The sequence below is a fragment of the Nocardia sp. NRRL S-836 genome (genome assembly GCF_001279525.1).
Lineage (GTDB): Bacteria > Actinomycetota > Actinomycetes > Mycobacteriales > Pseudonocardiaceae > Lentzea.
The window spans coordinates 1-20,950 of record NZ_LGDY01000098.1 but is presented as its reverse complement, the minus strand read 5'-3'; the positions used below and the strand labels follow the sequence as shown (position 1 = coordinate 20,950).

The 20,950-nt window shown below is 72.8% G+C and carries 19 protein-coding genes; 10 read left to right on the top strand and 9 right to left on the bottom strand.

The annotated features are described in order from the left end of the window. Positions 1–80: 80 nt before the first annotated feature. Positions 81–1,217, top strand: a complete 1,137-nt coding sequence (locus tag ADL03_RS19035) for a CdaR family transcriptional regulator (protein ID WP_053734834.1) — start codon at positions 81–83, stop codon at positions 1,215–1,217. Here ADL03_RS19035 and ADL03_RS19030 read toward each other — a convergent pair. After that, entirely contained in the window at positions 1,214–4,432 is a 3,219-nt protein-coding gene (locus ADL03_RS19030) for a LuxR family transcriptional regulator (protein ID WP_053734833.1), read from the bottom strand. The genes ADL03_RS19035 and ADL03_RS19030 overlap by 4 nt on opposite strands. A gap of 118 nt (positions 4,433–4,550) precedes the next feature. Between ADL03_RS19030 and ADL03_RS19025 the strand changes: the two genes are divergently transcribed. Continuing rightward, complete coding sequence (locus ADL03_RS19025) at positions 4,551–4,871, top strand: hypothetical protein (RefSeq protein WP_053734832.1); 321 nt, start codon at positions 4,551–4,553, stop codon at positions 4,869–4,871. Next, complete coding sequence (locus tag ADL03_RS19020) at positions 4,868–5,368, top strand: YceI family protein (RefSeq protein WP_053734831.1); 501 nt, start codon at positions 4,868–4,870, stop codon at positions 5,366–5,368. The genes ADL03_RS19025 and ADL03_RS19020 overlap by 4 nt, the downstream gene beginning before the upstream one ends. Before the next feature lie 74 nt (positions 5,369–5,442). Here ADL03_RS19020 and ADL03_RS19015 read toward each other — a convergent pair whose 3' ends face one another. Next, a complete protein-coding gene (locus ADL03_RS19015) occupies positions 5,443–5,751 on the bottom strand; it encodes a DUF1540 domain-containing protein (protein ID WP_053734830.1) in 309 nt (102 codons plus the stop codon). Between the two features lie 368 nt (positions 5,752–6,119). Here ADL03_RS19015 and ADL03_RS19010 point away from each other — a divergent pair, with 368 nt between their 5' ends. Together ADL03_RS19010 and ADL03_RS19005 are read left to right on the top strand one after the other, a co-directional pair. Then, positions 6,120–6,695 (top strand): NADPH-dependent F420 reductase, encoded by a 576-nt coding sequence (locus ADL03_RS19010; protein ID WP_053734829.1) that lies wholly within the window; start codon positions 6,120–6,122, stop codon positions 6,693–6,695. Beyond that, positions 6,692–7,723 carry an LLM class flavin-dependent oxidoreductase gene (locus ADL03_RS19005; protein ID WP_053734828.1) on the top strand — a complete coding sequence of 344 codons (1,032 nt, stop codon included), beginning with the start codon at positions 6,692–6,694 and terminating at the stop codon, positions 7,721–7,723. The genes ADL03_RS19010 and ADL03_RS19005 overlap by 4 nt, the downstream gene beginning before the upstream one ends. A gap of 51 nt (positions 7,724–7,774) precedes the next feature. Here ADL03_RS19005 and ADL03_RS19000 read toward each other — a convergent pair whose 3' ends face one another. Then, positions 7,775–9,145 carry a hypothetical protein gene (locus tag ADL03_RS19000; RefSeq protein ID WP_157528940.1) on the bottom strand — a complete coding sequence of 457 codons (1,371 nt, stop codon included), beginning with the start codon at positions 9,143–9,145 and terminating at the stop codon, positions 7,775–7,777. Positions 9,146–9,177: 32 nt separating this feature from the next. Then, positions 9,178–10,197 carry a TDT family transporter gene (locus ADL03_RS18995; RefSeq protein WP_053734826.1) on the bottom strand — a complete coding sequence of 340 codons (1,020 nt, stop codon included), beginning with the start codon at positions 10,195–10,197 and terminating at the stop codon, positions 9,178–9,180. A gap of 100 nt (positions 10,198–10,297) precedes the next feature. On the opposite strand from ADL03_RS18995, the gene ADL03_RS18990 reads away from it, so the two are divergent. Together ADL03_RS18990 and ADL03_RS18985 are read left to right on the top strand one after the other, a co-directional pair. Then, positions 10,298–11,227: a LysR family transcriptional regulator gene (locus ADL03_RS18990; RefSeq protein ID WP_053734825.1), complete on the top strand. Its 930-nt coding sequence runs from the start codon at positions 10,298–10,300 to the stop codon at positions 11,225–11,227. Positions 11,228–11,264: 37 nt separating this feature from the next. Next, positions 11,265–11,630, top strand: a complete 366-nt coding sequence (locus ADL03_RS18985) for an HNH endonuclease (RefSeq protein WP_053734903.1) — start codon at positions 11,265–11,267, stop codon at positions 11,628–11,630. A 9-nt stretch (positions 11,631–11,639) separates the two neighbouring features. On the opposite strand, the gene ADL03_RS18980 is transcribed toward ADL03_RS18985, so the two are convergent. Continuing rightward, entirely contained in the window at positions 11,640–12,089 is a 450-nt protein-coding gene (locus ADL03_RS18980) for a hypothetical protein (RefSeq protein WP_053734824.1), read from the bottom strand. Positions 12,090–12,209: 120 nt separating this feature from the next. On the opposite strand from ADL03_RS18980, the gene ADL03_RS18975 reads away from it, so the two are divergent. Then, positions 12,210–14,993, top strand: coding sequence for a BTAD domain-containing putative transcriptional regulator (locus ADL03_RS18975; protein ID WP_197288453.1), 2,784 nt, complete (start codon positions 12,210–12,212; stop codon positions 14,991–14,993). Here the strand turns inward: ADL03_RS18975 and ADL03_RS18970 are convergent. From ADL03_RS18970 to ADL03_RS18955, 4 genes are all read right to left on the bottom strand, one after another. Then, positions 14,960–15,478 (bottom strand): hypothetical protein, encoded by a 519-nt coding sequence (locus ADL03_RS18970; RefSeq protein ID WP_053734823.1) that lies wholly within the window; start codon positions 15,476–15,478, stop codon positions 14,960–14,962. The genes ADL03_RS18975 and ADL03_RS18970 overlap by 34 nt on opposite strands. A 132-nt stretch (positions 15,479–15,610) precedes the next feature. Continuing rightward, positions 15,611–16,540, bottom strand: coding sequence for a hypothetical protein (locus tag ADL03_RS18965; RefSeq protein WP_053734822.1), 930 nt, complete (start codon positions 16,538–16,540; stop codon positions 15,611–15,613). A gap of 6 nt (positions 16,541–16,546) precedes the next feature. After that, positions 16,547–17,689: a YbfB/YjiJ family MFS transporter gene (locus tag ADL03_RS18960; protein ID WP_063798639.1), complete on the bottom strand. Its 1,143-nt coding sequence runs from the start codon at positions 17,687–17,689 to the stop codon at positions 16,547–16,549. After that, a complete protein-coding gene (locus ADL03_RS18955) occupies positions 17,686–17,979 on the bottom strand; it encodes a muconolactone Delta-isomerase family protein (RefSeq protein WP_053734901.1) in 294 nt (97 codons plus the stop codon). The genes ADL03_RS18960 and ADL03_RS18955 overlap by 4 nt, the downstream gene beginning before the upstream one ends. An 83-nt stretch (positions 17,980–18,062) precedes the next feature. On the opposite strand from ADL03_RS18955, the gene ADL03_RS18950 reads away from it, so the two are divergent. Further along, complete coding sequence (locus ADL03_RS18950; protein ID WP_053734900.1) at positions 18,063–18,977, top strand: LysR family transcriptional regulator; 915 nt, start codon at positions 18,063–18,065, stop codon at positions 18,975–18,977. Positions 18,978–19,027: 50 nt separating this feature from the next. Beyond that, positions 19,028–20,812 (top strand): hypothetical protein, encoded by a 1,785-nt coding sequence (locus tag ADL03_RS18945; RefSeq protein ID WP_053734821.1) that lies wholly within the window; start codon positions 19,028–19,030, stop codon positions 20,810–20,812. The last annotated feature ends 138 nt before the right edge of the window (positions 20,813–20,950 follow it).

Sequence of the window (20,950 nt, the reverse complement as noted above, 5' to 3'; positions counted from 1 at the left end):
AGCTTGATGCGCCACAGGGCGTAAAGTCCTGTCCTCAGGACGTGAATTTGTCGGCCCAGATTGTTCGCAGGGAACAAAACGTGACTCAGGCAATGCGGCGGGCCACCGAACTGGCCCTGGATGAGACCACTGTCACCGCACTGCGCAAGGCACTGAAGACGACCGCCGACGAGGTCGTGCAGGCCATCATCGACGAGGTGCCGAGCTACGCCAACGCGCTGACCGGACGAATGGGTGGGACCATACGCCGCGCCGTGCGGACGGCACTGGGCCACTACCTCGACCTAGCAGGCGGCGTGGCGACCGGCGGTGACGCGAGCGACGCGGCCTACGAGCTGGGCCGCGGTGAGGTCCGTGACGGCCGTTCGATGGACGCCCTGCTCAGCGCCTACCGCGTCGGCGCCCGCGTGGCCTGGCGCGGTCTGGCCGAGGGCGCGGTGTCGGCCGGTCTGCCCGCGGAGGAGGTCGCGAAGTTCGCGGAGCTGACCTTCGCCTACATCGACGAGCTGTCCGCCGCGTCGGCCGCCGGGCACGCCGACGAGCTGGCCGCACGCGGCATGGCCCACGAGCGGCACCTGGAGCAGCTCGCCCGTGACCTGCTGGCCGGCGCCCGGACCGAGGTGCTGCTGGCGTCCGCGAACCGGGCCGGGTGGCCGCCGCCCACGACGGTGACCGTGGTGCTGCTGCCCGCCGCGCAGGCCCGTCCGGCGTTCCGGTCGCTCGACCCAGGGACGCTCGTGCTGGACGACCTGCCGGACGCGACCGGTGTGCTGCTGGTGCCCGACACCGACCGTGCGCACCTCTTGCGCCAGCTGACCGACCGCAGTGCCGTTGTGGGTCCCGCGCGGCCTTGGATGCGCGCGTCGGCTTCGTACGCACGAGCCGTGCGCGCGCGTCTGGTCTCCCCCGACATCCGGGACACCGAGCAGCACCTGGTCGAGCTGGTGCTCACCGCTGATCCCGACGCTTACGCCGACCTGCAGGCACGGGCGTTGGCGCCCTTGCGCGCGTTGCCGGAGAGTTCGGGACGCCGGCTGGAGGAGACGTTGCGCGCGTGGCTGCTGCACCACGGGCGGCGCGACGAGGTGGCGACGGCGTTGTTCGTGCACCCGCAGACGGTCCGGTACCGGATGCAGCAGCTGCGGGACCTGTTCCCGGACCTCGACAAGCCGCACCGGGTGCTGGAGCTGACGCTGGCGCTCGGACTCGGCCGCTAACGCTGCGTGCGCAGCGACCACGCGGCGATCTCGGTCCTGCTGCGCAGTCCGAGCTTGGCCAGCACGCTGCGGACGTGGGTCTCGACGGTGCGTTCGGACAGCACGAGACGGCTCGCGATCTGCCGGTTGGTCAGCGCCTGCGCGATGAGCTCGACGACCTCGGCCTCGCGCGGGGACAACGGGTCCGCGGTCCGCTCCTCGACGTCGACGCGCCGGAGCAGCCGGTCGGCCTGGCCGAGCCGGACCGGCAGGCCGAGCGCGCGGAACTCGGCCGCGGCCAGGGTGGCGGACGTCCTGGCTGCGGCGCGGTCACCGTCGGCGAGCAGGGCCTCGGCGAGGCCGAGGCGGCTGAGCGCGGCGAACGGCCGTGCGCCGATGCGGGCGTTCATGTCGACGGCGGTGCGGTAGTGGCCGATGGCGGTGGTGGTGTGGCCGGAGGTCATCGCGAGGTCACCGAGCAGGTGCGGTGAGGCGGCGTAGCAGAACACCGCGCCGGACCCGTCCGCGGAGTAGTCCGGTTCGAGCGGGGACAGCGTGCGGTAGACGAGGTCCGCGGTCTCGGTGTCGCCCAGCAGACAGGCGACCCCGCCGATCTTGCTCACCAGCGGCGCCCACGTGGGGCCGATCTCAAGGGTGGCGGGCAGCGTGCGGAAGCCCTCGAACGTGGCACGCGCCCGGTCGAGGTCGCCGAGCAGGGCGTGCAGGAACGGCACGTAGACCTGCGCGAGCGGCACGTCCTGGACCTTCTCCAGCACGGCGAACGACTCCCGCGCCACCTCGGCGTCGATGGTGCCGGCCAGGTACGCCATGCCGTGCAGGAACGCGTAGTACATGCCCCTGGCCGCCTCGGCCCCGATCCGCCCGGCCAGCGCGCGGGCGGCCTCGTTGTGCTCCAGCGCGGCGTCCAGCCTGCCGGTCAACGCCGCCTTGGTCGCACGCAGCCGGTGCAGGTGCCACCACGCGACGGCGTGCTGCCGCGCGGCTGCGAACTGCTCGATCAGCGCCAGCTCCCGTTCGACCGCGGCCAGGTCCCCCGCCTGGAACGCCGCGTCGACCAGCCAGACGTGCCCCCACAGCTCCGCGTGCGGCTGCCGTGCCGTGGCGGCCAGCTCGACGGCCCGGTTGGCGAGCCGGACCCGTTCGGCGCGGAACTGCGGCGCGCACAACGTGAGGTGCCGCGCGTGGATGCCGTCGAGCTCGGCGTCCGCGTCACCGCTGCGGGTGGCAAGGCCAAGCGCGGTGGCGGACAGCTCGCGGGCCTTCTCGCAGGCCCCGGTGGCGGTGGCCGCCATCGCCCGGCGGGACAGCAGCCGGGCGCGCAGCGCGGTCGCCTCCTCCGGCAGCAACCGCAACGCCGTCGTGCACAGCTGGTCGACGGCGGAGTGCAACACCGGATCGCCCAGCCCGGTGACCACCAACGCCGCGTGCGCGACCAGCTCCGGCGCGCCCGCTTCCCCGGCCAGCCGCGCCGCCGCACGGCAGTGACCGAGGCTCGCACCGACGTCACCGGCGAGGAACTCGGCCCTCGCCAGGTCGAGACTGAGCACCGCCCGCTCGCGAACCGGCGCCTGCGCCGCGGAGCCGAGTGCCAGCGCGGCGAACCGCACGGCGTCGTCGTAGGCGAGGTCCGCGGTGGCGGCACGGGCGGCGGCCGTGGCCCAGCGGGTGCACTCTGCCGCGGCGTCGGGGCCGGTCGCGCGGTGCCAGTGGGTGGCGATGCGGCCGGGGGCGTCGTGACCGAGGGCGGGATGGGCGGACGCACGGCCGTCGCCGAATGCGCTGGCCGACGCGCGGTCGTTGCCGGATGCGCTGACCGACGCGCGGTCGTTGCCGGATGCGCTGGCCGACGCGCGGTCGTCGACGGCGGGATCGGGCTCGCGATCGTCGGAGGCAGCGCGACCGCGCGGGCCCCTGCCGCCAACAACGCGACCCGGTGTGCTGGCGGTGGTAGCGCGGTCGGGCGAGCGTTCGGCAGCACGGCCGGGCTCACCACCGTCTGTCGCGAGGCGGCCGGGTGCAGCCGCATCACCGCCGGCCGCCGTCCCCGCGCCCCCGCCCGCCTCCGCACCCGCGCCCGCTCTCGAAGTCACTCCCGCACCCGCGCCCGCCCCCGAAGTCACTCCCGCACCCGCGCCCACTCCCAGGCCCGCACCCGAACCCGAACCCGCGTCCACCCCGGCACCCGCGGCCGCACCCCCGCCCGCCGCCAGCACCAGCGCGCACCGGCGGTGCAGCTCGGCCCGCACCGAGGGCGGCAGGTCCTCGTACACCGCGTCCCGGACCAGCGCGTGCGTGAACGCGAGCGTCCCCTCCCCCACCTGCAGCACCCGTGCGGCGACGGCCTCGTCCAGCGGTGCGGCCGGTTCCTCGCCGGTGACGGCCGCGAGCAGTGCCGGTTCGATGCGTTCGCCGAGCACGCTGGCGGCGGCGAGCACGGTGCGGGCGCGGGGGCTGAGGCCGTCGAGCCGGGAGAGCACGAGGCGGTGCAGTTCGGGGTGGGTGCCGGTCTCGCCGCTGTCGGTGATGCGGTCCAGCAGCATGCGGACGTAGAGCGGGTTGCCACCGGTGTCGGCCGTGATACGGGTGGCCACGGCGTCAGGGTCGGCGACGGTGGTCGAGTGGCGGACCCAGCCCGCGACGTGGTCGCGGCTCAGGCCGGTGAGGTGCAGGGTGCGGGTGGCGGCGCCGCGCAGCAGGTCGGGCAGGGCTTCGGCGAACGGGCCGGGGGTGTCGCGGTAGGTGGCCACGACGAGGAGCCGGGCGGCGGCGAGCTCGCCGGCCACGTGGGTGAGCAGGCGGAGGGAGGTGTGGTCGGCCCAGTGGAGGTCTTCGAGCACCACCAGCAGGCCGGTCGGGGCGGCCGCGGCGAGCAGGGCGTCGGTCGCGTCGGCGACCATCGCGAACCGGGCGGCGGCTGAGCCGTCCCGGTCGGAGGCGTACGGGTCGGTCAGCACCCGGTGCAATTCCGGGAGGTCGCGGGCGAGGCGGCGCCACGGCCACAGCGGCGGCATGCCGGGGTCGTCGACGGCCTGGCCGCGGGCCACGGGGATGGCGTACTCGCCGGCCATCGCCACCGCGGCGGCGGCCAGACGGGTCTTGCCGATGCCCGCGTCGCCGCCGACGAGCAGCAACCGGCCCGTTCCGCCGGCTGCCGCCACGAGGCCCGCGCGCACCGCCGCGAGCTCGCGGTCCCGTCCCAGGATCGGCACCTCCACCTCCGGAGTATCGCCGACCGGTGCCGGTTCAGTACCGCACTGCGTACTGGCACTGATCCGCGTGCCACGCGTCCGGCCGAGACTCGGCAGCACCACAGCGAGCCGAAGGAGAACCGCCATGTACGCGCAGCTCGTCTACTTCGACCGGCCCCGCTCCCCGCAGCAGCTGGCCGCCGCCGACTTCGCCGCCAGGGAACGGATCGTGCCCGCCGCCGAGTCCGTGCCCGGCAACATCAGGACCTACGTCCTGCGCCGCGCAGACGGCTCCGAGGTCGTGGTGTCGTTCGCCGAGACCGAACAGGCCCTCATCGACACCCAGAAAGCGATCATGAGCACGTCGCTGCTGCCCGGCGAGGACCCGGCGCTGCTGTCGAGCGCCGACCGCGTCGAGATCTGCCGCGTCCACGAGGTCCACGAGCACACCGGATCCCGGTCATGACCGCCGCGACGACCCTGGCCGCCGGTGCCTGGCGGGCCACGCGCTGCTCGGCGACGTTCCAGGTCGGCAACCTCGGCCGTGTCGTCACGGGAACCGTGCCCGTCACGAGCGGCACCGTCGAGATCGGCGAGCACGGCGAGCTGCTGTCCGTCCACGGCACCCTCGACCTGGGCGCCATCGACACCGGCAACGCCAAACGCGACCTGGACCTGCGCAAACCACGCCTGCTCGACCTCGACCGGCACCCGGTCATGACGTTCACAGCCACCTCGGCCGCCCCCACCGACCGCGGCTGGCTGGTCACCGGCACCCTCGCCGCGAGGGGCACCACCACCGAGCTCAGCGGCGCCGCGGAGCTGTCCGAGGTGGACGCCGGCAGCGCGGTGCTGACCGCGACCGCACGGCTGGACCGCAGGACGCTGGGCATCCGCGCGCCGGGGTTCCTGATCAGCCGGTACGTCGACATCACGGTGACCGCGACGATCCGTCCCGCGTGACCGGCCCCGGCCGCAACGACGTCGCCGGACCTCGGGGTGCCCGAGGTCCGGCGACGTCGTTGCGGCGTGACCCGCTAACGCGGCTGGTAGGTGAGGCAGTTGGCCATGTGGTCGCCGTCGCCCTGCCCGATGCGCACGCTCTGCGCTGTGCACTCCAACGACGAGTTGTGCACGCAGTCGGTGCGCGAACAGGCGCCCACCTGGGCCATCACCTTGTCCAGGCCGCCCTTGGTGCTCAGCGGGATGAAGGTGCCGCAGTCGGCAGCGCCGTTGTCACCGCGCACGGTGATGGCGAACGCGTGGCAGCCGTCGTGGTTGTAGGAGCAGCCGCTCACGGTGCACTCGTGGACGGCGGGCATCGCCGGGTTCTCGAGGGTGGTCATGTCCGCTCCCGTGTTCCGTGGTGGGAAGTGGTTCGGTGTTCCGGACGATGCCACCGGTCCCGGGGGCCCGCAATTCGAACAGGAATTAGGCTAGCCTTCCCTTTCGCTATTCAACAATGACCGGCACCAGGCTGTTGACCAGCGAAAACACGCCGTTGGCGCGATTACCGCGACCTTTCTTGACGCGAGCCGAACACCCGTCCGTGCGACTATCCCGCGCTCGGCGACGACGACCACACATCCTTCACGGCACGAGGAACGACTCCGAACGAACCGTCACCACCGCGACTGTGCGTCCCCCTCGGAATAACCGGGCCGGAGTTCTGTTTAGGCTGGATGACACGTCAACCAATCAGGTCAGGTGGGACATGAAGGTCGCCGTCCTCGGTGCCGGCCACGTCGGCCCGGTCATCGCCCGGCTCGCGCTCGCCGCGGGCCACGAGGTCGCCATCGCGGCCTCGGGCGATCCGGCGCGCATCGAGATGATCATCGAGTTCCTCGCACCGGGAGCCCGGCCGCGCTCAACGACCGACGCGGTCGCGGACGCGGACCTCGTGGTCCTCGCGATCCCGTGGCACCGGTTCGCCACGCTCGACCCGGCGTTGTTCGCGGGCAAGGTCGTCGTGGACGCGATGAACCACTGGCCACCCGCTGAGGCCCCGCTGGGCACCAGCGAACAGGTGGCAGCGCGCCTGCGCGGAGCGCGTGTCGTCAAAACCCTCAACCACGTCGCCTACCAGGACATGGAACCGCCCGGCGGCCGCGCACTCGGCGTCGCCGGAGACGACCGGGCCGCCGTCGAGGTGGTGGCGGCCTTCCTGGCCGGCATCGGCTTCGACCCGGTGCCGGTGGGCGGTCTCGTGGCGGGACGACTGCTCGAACCCGGCAGCCCGGTGTTCGGCGTCGCGGTCAGCAGGTCAGAGCTGGAAGGGGAAGTCCAATGATCACGTTCGGGCTCGACACGTTCGGCGACGTCACCAACGACGCCGACGGCAGGCCGCTGACGCACGCCGAGACCATCCGCAACCTCGTCGAGCAGGGTGTGCTCGCGGACCAGGTGGGCCTCGACTTCTTCGGCATCGGTGAGCACCACACCCCCGACATGCCGTTGTCGGCGGCCGACGTCGTGCTGGGCGCGATCGCCGCGCGCACGTTCACCATCCACCTGGGCTCCGCGGTGACGGTGCTCAGCTCCGACGACCCGGTGCGGGTGTTCCAGCGCTTCTCGACGCTGAACGCCGTCTCCGGCGGCCGTGCCGAGGTCATCCTGGGCCGCGGGTCCAGTGTGGACTCGTTCCCGCTCTTCGGCTACGACCTCGCGGACTACGAGGACCTGTTCGAGGAGAAGACGCACCTGTTCGCCGAGCTGCTCAAGGGCGGACCGGTGACGTGGCAGGGCAAGACCCGCGCCGCCCTGCACGAACAGGACGTCGTCCCGCACACCGAACCGTTCCCCACCTGGATCGGCGTCGGCGGCAGCCCGCAGTCGGTCGTGCGCGCGGCCTCCCACGGCTTCTCGCTGATGCTCGCCATCATCGGCGGCCACCCACGCCGCTTCGCCCCGTTCTCCGAGCTCTACCTGCACGCACTGGAGAAGTTCGGCCGCGCCCCGCTGCCGATCGGCATCCACTCCCCCGGCCACGTCGCACCGACCGACGAGCAGGCACGCGAGGAGTTCTGGCCGCACTACCTCGACGTGATCGGACGCCTCGGCAAGACCCGCGGCTTCGCGACGCCGACACCGGAGTCCTACGCACACGAGGTGGGCCCGCACGGCGCGTTGTTCGTCGGCTCGCCGGACACGGTCGCGGAGAAGGTGGCGCGGACGATGAAGACGCTGCGGGCGTCGCGGTTCGACCTGAAGTACGGGATCGGCGGGCTGTCGCACGGGTCGCTGATGCGGACGATCGAGCTGTACGGGACCGAGGTGGTGCCGAAGGTGCGTGAGCTGCTCGACCAGCCCGGTGCCTAAGCAGAAGCTCGCACCACGGAAGGTGTGCCGTCCTGCGGGACGGCACACCTGCTACCGCTCCACTGGCCACCCCGGCTCGGTGATCGTCCACGTCGGCTCGTCCCTCCACCGCCCGATCAGGTAGCACGGCTGCCACGGCCCGTCCGGGCCTTCCCGCGTCTCCTCCGACGCGGGCGTCCAGCGGACGATCCGCAGGAACCCCGGCTCGCCGTTGACGATCTGCAGGTGGCGGGTCCGGCCGGCCAGCGCCGCCGTGATCCGCTCCACCTGCTCCGCACCGATCGGCAACGTCACCAGCGTCAGCGGGCTCGACGTGGGCAGCCACTCTCCGGGGCGCAGGAACAGTTCCCACCGCGGTGCCGCGTCGGCCGGGCAGCGGATCAGGGAGAACGCCCTGTCCGGTTCGGCCGCGTCGCGCAACGAGGCGAGGACGGCGAAGTAGTAGTGGCCGTCGACCGGCCGGGCGGCGCGGCGGGCGGCGCGCATGGTCAGGCGCAGGTGCAGGTGGTGGGCCTCGGCGTGGCTCAGCGGCAGGACGTACCTGTGGTGCGGCTCCGGGGTTTGCACGAGTGCGTACGCCGAGTCGAGGTCGAGGCGGTCCTGGTGGTGGGCGAACACGGCGTGACCGCCGGTCAGTTCGGCGCGGCTCCGGTGGCGCTGGAACTCCACGAGCGCGCTCATCACGCTGACCGCGTGATCGAGCGGCACCTCCTCGACGGAGCACCGCGGCGCGTCCGCCACCTGGCTGAGCAGGTCGCCGCGGACGAACCCGCCCTCGCCGTTGAACATGACCGGCCCGACCGCCGAGTGCGGGTTGCGCGGCACACCGGCCACGGCGAACGGCGTCCCGCCGATCCGCACCACGTGGTAGCGCAGGACCTCGTTCTCCCACCTGGTGTCGATGCGCTGCTTGAGCGCCGCGGCCTCGTCGGCGCTGATCGCGACGTACTCCCGGCGCATGTCCTCGCCGCGGTCGATGTCGTGCAGCGCGTCGGTGTCCTCCCACATGTGGTGGCCGGCGTACTCCTGGTCGCCGTGGAACTCCGGGCGGCGCACCAGCATGTGGGCCAGGCCGAGGTCGAGGACGTCCACGGCCGTGCGGAAGACCGCGAAGTACTTGAAGTCGGCGAACTCCGACAGGTGCTGTCGTGCGCGGACCTCGCGGACGAGCTCCACGAGGAAACCGTTGGCGTACCCGGCTTCCGCCGGCCGGGCGGTCCACGTCGGCTCGGCCGGCACGCGGCTCAGCAGGTCGGACGGCTCCCAGCGCAGGGTGTGCGTGAAGGCTTCCTCCCGCCGGCCGGTCCGGCGGACCACGGCGAGCGGGAGTTGTTCACCCTCGACGAGGATGACGGTGTAGCTGACGTCCGGATCGTCCACGCCCGCGTAGAAGTCGCGTAAACCCCAGTCCGCACTTGTCATGCGATCGCCCCCCAGCGGATCTTTCCGGCAGTCTAGGGCACGCGGGCGCTCACCAGCGCGGTGATGGTGCGCACGGCCACGACCGCCCAGGCGAGCACCAGCGCCACGTAGAGCACGACGGACACGGCGGTGAACATCGGCGAGTGGACCTTCGCGGCCAGCGCGCTCGTGCCGGTGACGAGGGTGCCGAGCGGGAAGACGAAGCTCCACCACGTCAACGCGAACGGCAGCCCGCGTCGCATCGCGCGCACGGTCGCCGCGGCCGCGATGGCCACCCACAGCAGGGCGAAGCCCCACGTGGCCGTGCCGTACAGCACGCCGAACGCGACCTGGCCGGGCAGCACGGCCACACCGGCGAGCAGGTTCGCGGCGGTGATCGACTGGCCGAGCGGGCCGAGCACGATCCACAGCGTCGGCACCGCGTTGCCGGGGCCGTGCTGCACGAGCCGCTGCCAGATCTGCGGCACCAGGCACACCGTCGCGAAGAGGCTCACGCCGAACAACGCGTAGCACGCCAGCACCATCGCCTGCTGGAACTGGCCGGGCGGCAGGTGCGCGGCGAGCAGCGCGCCGGACGCGGCGGACACCATCGGCGGCACGACCGGCATCAGCCAGCCGGCGAACGCGGCCTCGCCGCTGCCGAACGTCCGCAGCGGCACCACGACCGACGTCACCAGCCCGAGCGCGGTGCCCAGTGTCCACAGTGTCCAGTCGATGGCGAGCGCGGCGGTCAGGCCGAGCACGTCGGCGCCCAGCAGCAGCGTGCCGGTGCCGACGGTCATCAGCGCCATCGCCGGCGCACCCCAGAACTGCGCCATCACCGGGTCGCGCAGCTGACCGCGCACGGTCGCCCAGGTCCAGCCGCGCAACGCCGCGGCCGTCAGCAGCACCAGCAGCGCCGCGTCCAGCACCCACACGAACGTCGCCGCGGTGCGCAGACCGGGCACGTGCAGGGGCAGCGAGGCGGCGGCCGTGGCCACGATGCCGGTGCCCATGACCGAGGCGAACAGGTTCGGCCCGAAAGGCGCCGCTCGTCGCACCTCGAGGGGCACGGCGTGGGGGTGAGGTGCGAGAGCGGTCACCACCTCAAGATGCCCGCCGGCGGCGCACCTCGGTAGGCACCAATCTCCGATGAGGACATAGGCTGCCCCTATGCCTCTGCCGGGAAGGGTCACCGACCTCGCCAGCTACGAGCTGCTGCTGAGCGTCGCCGAGCTCGGCAGCATCGGCCGTGCCGCGAAGGCCCACGGCATGTCCCAGCCCTCGGCCAGCGAACGCCTCCGCGTGCTCGAAGCACGGGTCGGGGTGGCGTTGCTGGAACGCACCCCGCGCGGCGCCACGCTCACCACCGCGGGTCAGCTCGTCGCCGGGTGGGCCGCGCCGGTGCTCGCGAAGGCGGCCGACCTCGACGCCGGTCTCACGAGCCTGCGCGCCGACCGGCAGAGCCACCTCAAGGTCGCCGCGAGCCTGACCGTGGCCGAGTACCTGCTGCCGGCGTGGCTGATCGCGTTGCGCGCGGTGAGCCCGGACACCGCGACCGTGCTGACCGCGGGCAACTCCGTGCACGTCGCCGAGCAGGTGCTCGCGGACCGGGCCGACCTCGGTTTCATCGAGAGCACCGACGTCCCCGCCGGTCTCGACAGCCGGGTCGTCGGCCGTGACGAGCTGGTGCTGGTCGTCGCGCCCGGCCACCCGTGGGCGCGCCGCCGCAGGATCACCGCCGCGAAGCTGGCCGCCACGCCGCTGGTGTCCCGCGAACAGGGTTCCGGCACCCGGCAGGCGCTGCGGTCGGCGTTGCGCGGGGTGGACCTGGAGATCACCGCGGAGCCGTTGCTGGAGATGTCCTCGACCACCGCGATCAAGGCGGCGGCGATCGGCGGCATCGGTCCCGCGGTGCTCAGCGCCCACGCCGTGGCCGCCGACCTCGCCACCCGCACGCTGGTGCGCGTCGAGGTCACCGACCTGAACCTGGCCCGCGCGCTGCGCGCGGTGTGGACCAAGGGCAGGACCCCCAGGGGACCCGCCTCCGACCTGTTGACCATCGCGATGCGTACGCTTCCCGGTCGTGGCGACCGGCGGTAGCAAACAGGTGCGCGCGGCACGCAAGCGCCGCAAGCGGATGGCGCGCGTCGCCCACGACCTCTCCGACGCGCAGTGGGACGCGTTGAAGACCTCGTGGGGCGGCTGCTGCGCCTACTGCGGTGCCGCCGCGGCGTCGTTGCAGAAGGACTGCGTGCAGGCGTTGTCGCGGGGTGGCCGGTACACGCTGGGCAACATCGTGCCCGCGTGCGGGTCGTGCAACGCGAGCAAGTGCAACGCCGAGGTCACCGGCTGGCTGCGGCGCAAGAAGCTCGACGAGAAGGCGTTCCTGCTGCGGCACCACGAGATCTCGTCCGCGCTCACCCTGCGGTTCGCCGCCGAGGAGCCGGACCCGCCGGAAGGCGCGTGCCCCGTGGAGGACGACGAGCAGGTCGGCTCCGGCTGACGCCGGCGGCTAAGCGGTGTTGCGCACGGCGGAGTAGCTCTTGTAGAGCGCTCTCCACGCATCACCGCACTGCTGGTTCAACCGGGCGTCGGCGCTCTGCCCGCCCGCGGCGAACCACGGCTCGCACGGCGCGATCTCACCGAGCTGTCTGCGCACCTCGGTCACGGCGCTGCGGGTCGACGGCGGCAGCCGGTCGGCCTTCTTCTCGGCCTCCCCGATCACCTCGGCCACGTCGGGCATGACCTTCGCGCAGTTGTCGGCCGGGTCGACGGGCTCACCGCGCAGGCGGGCCGCGCACGCGGTGAGGAGGGTGCCGATGGCGTCGAGGCGCTCGTGCTGATCGGCCAGGGGCGACGCGGACGGCGCGAGCGCGGAGATCGGCGCGATCGTGGGAACGGACGTCTCGGAGCCGCACGCGCTCAGCAGCAGCGCGAGCGCGGCGAGGTGACGCTTGTTCATATTTTACGAACTACCACATCTTCTGGCGAATTGGTGACGGCGGCGGACCACCGCGGCTATCCTGCCGCGTGCGCGGGCTCCTGTCAGCGCGAACACGCCAGAGGAGGGGCCATCACCAGGGTGAACGTGCTCGGTCCGCTGGAGGTCTGGCGGGACGGCGACAGGATGGGTCTGGGCGGGGTGAAGCAGCGGGCGTTGCTCGCGCACCTCGCGTTGAACGCGAACGCCGCCGTGTCCCTCGACCAGCTCGTCGAGGTCCTCTGGCCGACGACCAAGCCACGCTCCGTGGTGGCGAACGTGCGCACGTACGTGTGGCAGGTGCGGCAACTCCTCGGCGAACGGCTGCGCACGAACGGCACGGGCTACGTGCTGGCGTTGACGTCCGCCGAGCTCGACGCGCTGCGGTTCGAGGAGCTCGTCACCGCGGCCCGCACCAGCCCGCAGGCGCTTGAGCTGCTGCAGAGCGCGGAAGCCCTGTGGCGTGGCCGGCCGGTCGAGGACCTGCCGGACACCGACGCGTGGCAGCCCGTGATCACCCGGCTGGAGGAGGCGCGGCTGGCGGCGACCGAGCAGCGGCTGGCGTTGCAGGTCGCACGAGGGCACGGTGACGAGGTCATCGCGGAGATGCGCGCGCTCCTCGAAGTACACCCCTATCGCGAGGGCATCGGCCGGCAGCTGATGGTCGCGTTGCACCGCACGAACCGGCGCGTCGAGGCGTTGCAGGTCTACGCGACCCTGCGCCGCCGGCTCGCCGACGAGCTGGGCCTCGAACCCGGACCGGCGCTGAAGGAGGCACACCTCGCCGTGCTGCGCGGCGAGGAGGAGAACGCCGCACCGGTCCGGCAGCCGGCCACGGCGGACGTCACGCCGATGCGGGAGTCGCCCCCGGCGCCGATCCGGCAGCTACCGCCGGCGGTCGCCGACTTCTGCGGCCGCGCCGACGAGATCGCCGGCCTCACCGCGGCTCTGCGCCGCACCGGGGAGGTCGTGGTCGCGGGCGTGACCGGGGCGCCGGGGGTCGGCAAGTCGACGCTCGCGGTCCGGGTGGCGCACGAGGTCGGTGACCACTTCCCCGACGGGCAGCTCTACGTCGACCTCGGCGGCACGGCCGAGCACCCGCGGGACCCGGCCGAGGTGCTCACCGAGCTGCTGCACGCGCTGGGCGTGACCGGTGCCGGGCTGCCGTCGGGCCTGGCGAGCCGGGCGGCGCTGTTCCGGTCGCGGCTGGCCGGGCGGCGGGTGCTGGTGGTGCTCGACGACGCGGCCTCGGTGCGCCAAGTGCTGCCGCTACTACCCGGCGAGGCCGGTTGCGCGGTGCTGTTCACGAGCCGGCGGCGACTGTCGGAGTTGCCGGGCGCGCGACAGGTGGAGCTGCCGCCGTTCGCACCCGGCGAGGCCGCGGAGCTGCTGGCCGGGATCGCGGGCCGCGACCGGGTGGAGGCCGAACCGGACGAGGCGGCGGCGATCGCGGCGGCCTGCGGGCACCTGCCGCTCGCCATCAGGGTCGCGGGCGCGCGGCTGGCCGGTCGGGGCGGGTGGCCGTTGCGGGTGCTGCGGGCGCGGCTGGTGGACGAGTCGACGCGGCTGCGCGAGCTGTCCTCCGGTGAGCTGGCGGTGCGGGCGAGCTTCGACCTGAGCGTCCGGCAGCTGCCCGCGCCCGAGGCGGCCGCGTTCGTGCGGCTGGCCCTGCTCGGGCCGCACGACCTGCCCGGCTGGGTGGTGGAGGCGCTGCTGGACCGGCCGGGCAGCGAGCACCTGGTCGACGGGCTGGTCGACGCGAACCTGCTCGAAGCCTGCGGCACCGACAGCACCGGCCAGCCCCGGTACCGGCTGCACGACCTGCTGCGCTGCCACGCGCTGGAACAGGCCGAGGCGCTCCCCGACCGCGCGCCGACGCTGGAACGCGCGCTGCGGACGTGGTTGTGGCTCGCGGTGACGGCGGCGCGCAGGCTGCCGGTCACGTTCGGCACGACGATCGCCCCGGTTTCGCCGATGCGGGCGCCGGAGCACCTGCTGGCCGAACCGGTCGCGTGGTTCGAGGCGGAACGGCGCACGTTGTGCGGCGCGGTCGACCTGGCAGCGGCGGCGGGGCTGGACGACGTGGCCTGGCAGCTCGCGGCGGCCTGCGTGCCGTTCTTCGACCTGCACAGCCACTACGAGGACTGGGCCCGCACCCACCACAGGGCGCTGGCGTGTGTGCGCACGACCGGCAACACGGCGGGTGAGGCGGCGTTGCTGCGCGGCATCGCGCAGGTGCACATCTACCGCGACGAGTTCGACGACGCCGAACGCGGCATGCGCGCGGCGCGGGAGCTGTACCGGGAGGTCGGCGACCCGCGCGGCGAGGGCATCGCGGTCGCGGGCGTGGGCACGATCTGCCGGCTGCGCGCCGAGTACGACCGTGCGATGGCGTGCTACCTGGAAGCGCTGGACCTGCTGGAAACGGCCGGTGACCTGCACTCCGTGGCACATCTGCGGGCGTCGATCGGCGGGGTGCACGGCTCGCTCGGCGACCAGGAGTCGGCCAGGGTGTGGCTGACGAGCGGCCGGAGGCTCGCGGCCGACCTCGGTGACGCGCACCGCGAAGCACTCGTGCTGGTCCGGCTCTCGGCCCTGCACCGCACGCTCGGCGAGCACGACGCCGAGCTCGTCTCCGCGCGCCGGGCCGTGGCGATCCTGCAGGACCTCACCGATGAGCGCTGCACGGCGTTCGCACAGGTGGAGCTGGCCGAGGCGTTGATCTCGAACGGCTGCCCGGAGGCCGCGCACGACCTCGTGCTGCAGGCGCTGGAGACCTACCGCCGCACCGGCAACCGGGAGGGCGAACCCGCCGCGCTGCGCACGCTGGCGCGCGCGGCGGGTGCACTGGATCAGTTGCTGTTGCCGTACTTCCAGCCGAGGTAGTTGCGGAAGTAGCCGACCGAGCTGCCGTGGCCGATCTTGCCGCCGACGCTGGTCGACCAGAAGCCGCCGTTGCCGTCCGCGATGCCGACGTGGCCGTAGGTGCTGGTGTTCCAGAACACGAACGCGCCCTTGGGCGGCGTGCCGGTGGTGTGGCGGGCGCCGTCGGAGGACCGCCAGTGGTCGATCGCCGAGGCGTGGTGGGTGGCGCGGTCCCACGCCAGGCGCACGGCCCGCTCGCAGTAGCCCTCGTAGGCGGTGCTGCCACGGCGGTCGGACATCCAGCCGATGGCGCCGGCCGCCGTCTGCTGGATCGTGATGCCGCCCTCGACCGCCTGCACGGAGGCGGTGTCCTCCAGCCACGGTGCCGCGACCTGGACCGCGCTGTCGCCGGTGTAGGCCTCGGCAGCACCGGCGGGAGCGGCGGTGCTGATCAGTGCCGCACCCAGCACGCCGACGACCGCAGCCGTCACTTTGGTGAACCGCATCGGAGCATCCCCTCTTCGCATGACCTGCTTGTCTCGCGGTTCGGAGCCTGTCCGGCACGCATCCACGCCCGATACAACGCCGATACAAAACGCCTTGCAGGTGCAACAGCAGACCCCGTGCGAGGTCCCGGGTCAGGCGCGGACGTAGGACTTCACGCCGGCCGGGAAGCCGAGCTCGGCGGTGTCGCGGACGTCGTCAGCCACCACGGCGGACCTGCCCTTGCAGCCGGGTTCCGACCAGATCTTCACGGCGCCGTCGGTGGTGAGCGACCGGAAACCGCCTTGCAGGTCGGCGCACGTGGCCTCGACGCGGACGCCGGTGGCGAAGTTGTCACCGCTGAAGTCGTCGAAGTTCTTGCCGGTGAAGAAGGTGACGGAGCCGGCGGGCCCGGCACCGGCGGGCGGCGCGGGCTGGGTGGTCGTCGGCGGGGCTGGCGCGGTGGCGCGCTTGCCCTCGGGGTTGGTCACGAACCACCTGTTGCCGACGTTCTGGCCCAAGATGTCACCGGGCTTCTGGTCCTTGGCGAACAGGTAGACCGGGCGGCCGCCGAGCGCGACCTGGACGCGGCCGTCCGCGCGCTTGACGAAGCCGATGTCCTCCCGCTTGATGCCGGGGAAGAACAGCTTGGTGCCCTTGGTGACGGTGATCGGCGGCCACTGCTTCTCGCAGTCGCCGTTGCAGGTCGACACGCCGCCGTTCACCGGGTCGTCGCTGAACCAGTAAACGGTCCTGCCGTTGCCGTTCACGACAGCGGGTTCGAGTCCGCCCGCATTCGCGACGCGCAGCTCCACCCATTTCGCCTTGACTTCCGGTGCGGCGTTGTCCGGGGCCCGGTCACCGGCCGACCGGTCGGCCCTGTTCGAGTTCGCCGAGCCGCGCAGGAAGTCCACTCCGGACTTGTCTCGATCTGGATCCTGTTGCTGCGCGCCGGTTTGCGTCTGCGTCTGCTCCTGTACGGGCGCGGCGGTGCCGGACTGCGCGGCACCCGATCCGCACGCGGTCAATGTGACGGCACCAGCCGTGATGAGGGCAGCAACGATCCCAACCTGCTTGCGACGCATGGTTTCTCACTCCTGAGTTGAACTTTCCCGCCTGTTGTCAGCAATCACGGACGGGCGTGCGGATCGGTTCAACCGGGTCGATGGTGAGAGCGCGATCACAACGGCGGCGGCGAGCACGGTCGCGGCGCCGAGCAGCATCGCGGCACGGTAGCCGTGGCCGAGCAGCGGCGTTGCCAGGAGTGGGCCGGCCACCTGTCCGGCGGAGTAGCCGGCGGTCAGCAGGGCGGCGGCGTTCGGGTGCAGGCCGGCACCGAGGTTCAGCGCGGTGGTGGCGATGCCGAGGAACGTGGCGCCGAACAGGACGAAAGCAGCGATCGTGGCGGCGGGACCGGTCGTCAGCGCGGGCAATGCGATGCCCACGGCCTGGACGACGAGCGCGCCGACCAGCGCGCGTCGTTGGTTCAGACGGTTCAGCAGGAACGGTGACGCGGCGGCGGCCAGGCCGGTCAGGACCCACGCGCCGCTGCCCAGTGATCCGGCCGCAGCGACCAGGAACGTCCCGGCGATGATGTAGCCGACGCCTTCGAGGGTGTAGCCGGCGAACAGCGCGGCGAACGGGCCCCTGCCCGCACCGCCCACCCGTGGGCGCGCCACCGGTCGCAACGGCCAGGCCAGCGCCGTGAACAGGGCGGACACCAGAGCCGCGAGCCACCACGACAACTGCCAGCGCGCGTCGACCAGCACGACCACCCCGGACAGCGCGATGCCCGCGCCGACACCGCTCATCCCCCAGCCCGGCCGCGTGCTGACGGCGAGCACGAAGATCAGCGCGCTGGCCGCGCCCGCCACGAACCGCAGGACGAACCACGCCACGAGGACGTGGGACGGCGGCGAACCGGAGGCCGCCAGCGACGCGGCGAGCGGCATGCCGCCGGCGGCGTTCGTGCCCAGCGCCGCGGCGAGTGGCATCCCGGCCAGCGACGCCGCGAGCAGCACCAACGCCACGCGGTGCACCGTCCGCGAGTGCACCCGCACGACGGTCGTGGCGAGGGCGCCCGCGAAGTAGCCGAGGTAGTTGACCGTCGCCAGGCCCGCGCCCGCCGACGCGGTGAGACCGGCCTGCGCGGTCATCAGCGGCAGGATCGGCGTGTAGGCGAACCGGCCGACGCCCATGCCCGCCGCGAGTGCCGCGGCGGCGCGTGCGCTCATCGTTCGCCGGGGTCGTTCGGGTGCGGCTCGACGGCGGTGACGGCGAACTCCATCCACGGGCTCAGCGGCAAGGTGCCGAGGACGTTCGCACGCAGGTCGTCCTCGTCCTCGGCCCGCCAGAGCCCGGTGCTGCGCAGCTCGCCGACCGGCCGCCACAGCCGCACGAGGTGGCCGCTCGCGGCGAGCTCTCTGGCGCGCACCGCTTCCGCGGCACGGCGTTCGTCCACTTCGGACTGCGGGGTGCCGTCGGGAACCGTGGTGACGATCTCGACGATGAACTCTCCGGTCATGCTCCCATCGTGCGTCCGGCCGCCCGCGATCTCCACGACCTGTTCGCTCCTTCGTGGAAGGCCCAGCCTCCTACGATGTGGGCGTGGAGCTGCGTCAACTGAGGTATTTCGTGACGGTCGCCGAGGAACTGCACTTCGGCCGGGCGGCGGCGCGCCTGCTGATCGCGGGACCGTCGTTGTCGCAGCAGATCAAGGCGCTCGAACGCTCGCTCGCAGTGCCGCTGTTCGACCGCGACCGGCGCACGGTGGCGTTGACCGCGGCGGGTGCGGCGTTGCTGCCGGAGGTCCGCGCGCTCCTCGACCGCGCCGACGAGCTGCGCAAGCAGGCGCAGCAGCTGTCCGGGTCGTCGCCGGTGCGGATCGGGTACGTGAACTGGCTGCCGCCGGACCTCTCGCTGCGCACGGCCGGGGTCGCGCCGCTCTACGTCGACGCGTGGGTGGTGCCCTCGCACGCCCAGGCGGCGCGGGTCGCCGACGGCAGCCTCGACCTGGCGGTGTGCTGGGTGCGGTCGGCGGACCTCGCCCGGCTCGGGCTCGCCGCCGACCTGCTCGGGGCCGACCGGCTCTACGCGGTGTCGGTCGGCACGGACACCAGCCCGGTCCGTGCGCGGGACACGGCGGTGCTGGTCGACGACGACGTGACCTCGTGGCGGTCGTGGAACGAGTACGCCGAGGAGTTCGCCGGGTTCTCCGGCGCGCGGGTGGTGCGGATCGACAACGGCGCGATCACCGGCCCCGCGTTCTTCGACCACGTGCGGCGGTGCGTGACGCCGGTGCTCAACTCGCCGAAGGGGCAGACCACGCCGCTGCCGCCCGACCTGGTCGCCCGTCCGGTGGTCGAGCCGGAGGTGCTGTGGACGTGGTCGCTGGTGCGGCGGGCCGACGAGGTGCGGCCGAGCGTGCTGGCGGCGGCCGAGGCCATCGTGCGCGAGGTGGGCGACCTGGGGCTGCACCGGCCGGGCGTGTGGCTGCCGGCCGACGACCCGTGGCGGGCGTAACGGTTTCACCCGGCGGGCGAGTTCCTCGGTAACCGCCGAGGAGGCCCACCATGATCCTGATCATCCCGGTGCGGTACGCCCAGGACGACGCCGTGTGGTCGCGCGAGCTCTTCGTCAACTGGATGCAGCCGCTGCGCCCGTTCAGCCTGGGCAACTACTGGGCGCTGTCGTCGCACGGCTTCCTCGACGTGACCAGCGACGTCCTCGACCCGGTCGACATCCCCAACCCGGTGCCGGTGTCGAACGAGGCGCGCGACGGTCTGCACAGGACGGTCGTCAAGGCGGCCACCGACCAGCGCAAACCCGACTGGGCCAACGTCGACACCATCATCATCTGGTTCGCGCGGCCGACCGGCTGGTGGGGCGGCGGCCAGGTCGCCGTGCCCGTCGGCGACGGCGCCAGGGACGTCAACGTGACCGTCGTCGACTCGGTCACGCCGTTCGACGCCGCGTGCCAGGAGCTCGGCCACAGCTTCGGCTTCGACCACGAGTGGGCCGCCGACGGCACCACCGACTACGGCTCGCCCTACTCGACGATGAGCGCGCAGCGGTACGGCGTCACGACCTGGCAGGATCCCGCGTGGGTGCGCGACCCGATCTCCGGCCTGCCCGACGGCGAGAAGACCGGCCGGATCATCGGCCCGTTGCTGCCGGCCGCCCAGATGTGCGCGATACAGGGGTTTCACGACAGCCAGTACGTCGTGCACCAGCGTGCTTTCCCGCTGTCGCAACGCCTCTACGCGCTCGACTACCGGCTGCGCGAGCCGAAGGGGCCGTTGCCGGTGGTGGTCGCCGTGCCGTCCAACCGGCGCGACGGCCGGACGTTCTTCCTCGAACTGCGGCGCCGCAACAGGACCGGCTACGACAACGGCATCGGCGAGTGGAAGGACGTCATCGGCGCCAAGCACACCGGACCGGACGAGGCCGTGGTCGTGCACTCGCGCAACCCGGACGGCCGCATCCGCTACGAGGGCACCGCACCACTGCGCCTCGCGCGCAAGCAGCCCGACTGGCCGTTCCCGGTGGGTGACTTCACCGTGCGGATCAACCACGTCGACGCCGACCACGAGTTCGTGGACGTCGAGGTGCGGGCCGGGTCGGCCAGGTCGTTCCCGATCCGCGGCGTGCTGCTGGCCGGCCGGTTCCGCACGCAGGAGCAGCTCAACGCGATGTCGCTCGACGACATGCGCAACACGTTGATCGTCGTCATGACGTCGCTGAGCAACCAGAACGACTACCAGCGCTACGACAACGACACGCTCGCCGGCATGGGCGCGGTGATGGTCTTCCTGCGCCGCACCGGAATCCGCGACGACGCCGCGCTCGGGCAGATGAGCGCCGACGACCAGCGCAACACCACGATCGTGGAACTGGACGCCCAGACCGGCGTCGGCCGGGAGCTGCAGGGCCACACCGACCTGGAGCTCGCCCAGATCGCACTCGGCCGGCTCGCCTCGCCCGGCCGCGTGCCGGGAGCGGCCGACCACTACGTGCGCGGGGTGCTGCTGCTCGGCGGCTTCCGCACCCAGCACGAGCTCAACACGATGTCCGACGAGGACATGCGCAACAGGCTGATCGTCGTCATGACGTCACTGAGCAACCAGAACGACTACCAGGGCTACAACAACTCGGATCTCGCCGGGGTGGGCGCGGTGATGGTGTTCCTGCGGGAGACCGGGATCCGCGACGACGCCGCGCTCAGGCAGATGAGCGCCGACGACCAGCGCAACACCGCGATCGTGGCGCTCGACGCGCAGACCCGGCGCGGACGGCAGCTGCAGGGGCTGAGCAACCTCGACCTGGCGAAGGTGGCGTTGGGGGTGGAGCGGGTGTAGGCGGGCGTGGGTGGGGGGTCTGCGCGGGCTACGGGGTGCGGGTGGGCGCGGGACGTGGCGCGGGCACGCTGGCCGTGGCGGTGGGGCAGGGCAGCTACGGCAGAGCACGGCGGTGCGGCAGGGCGGTGCGGCCAGGCG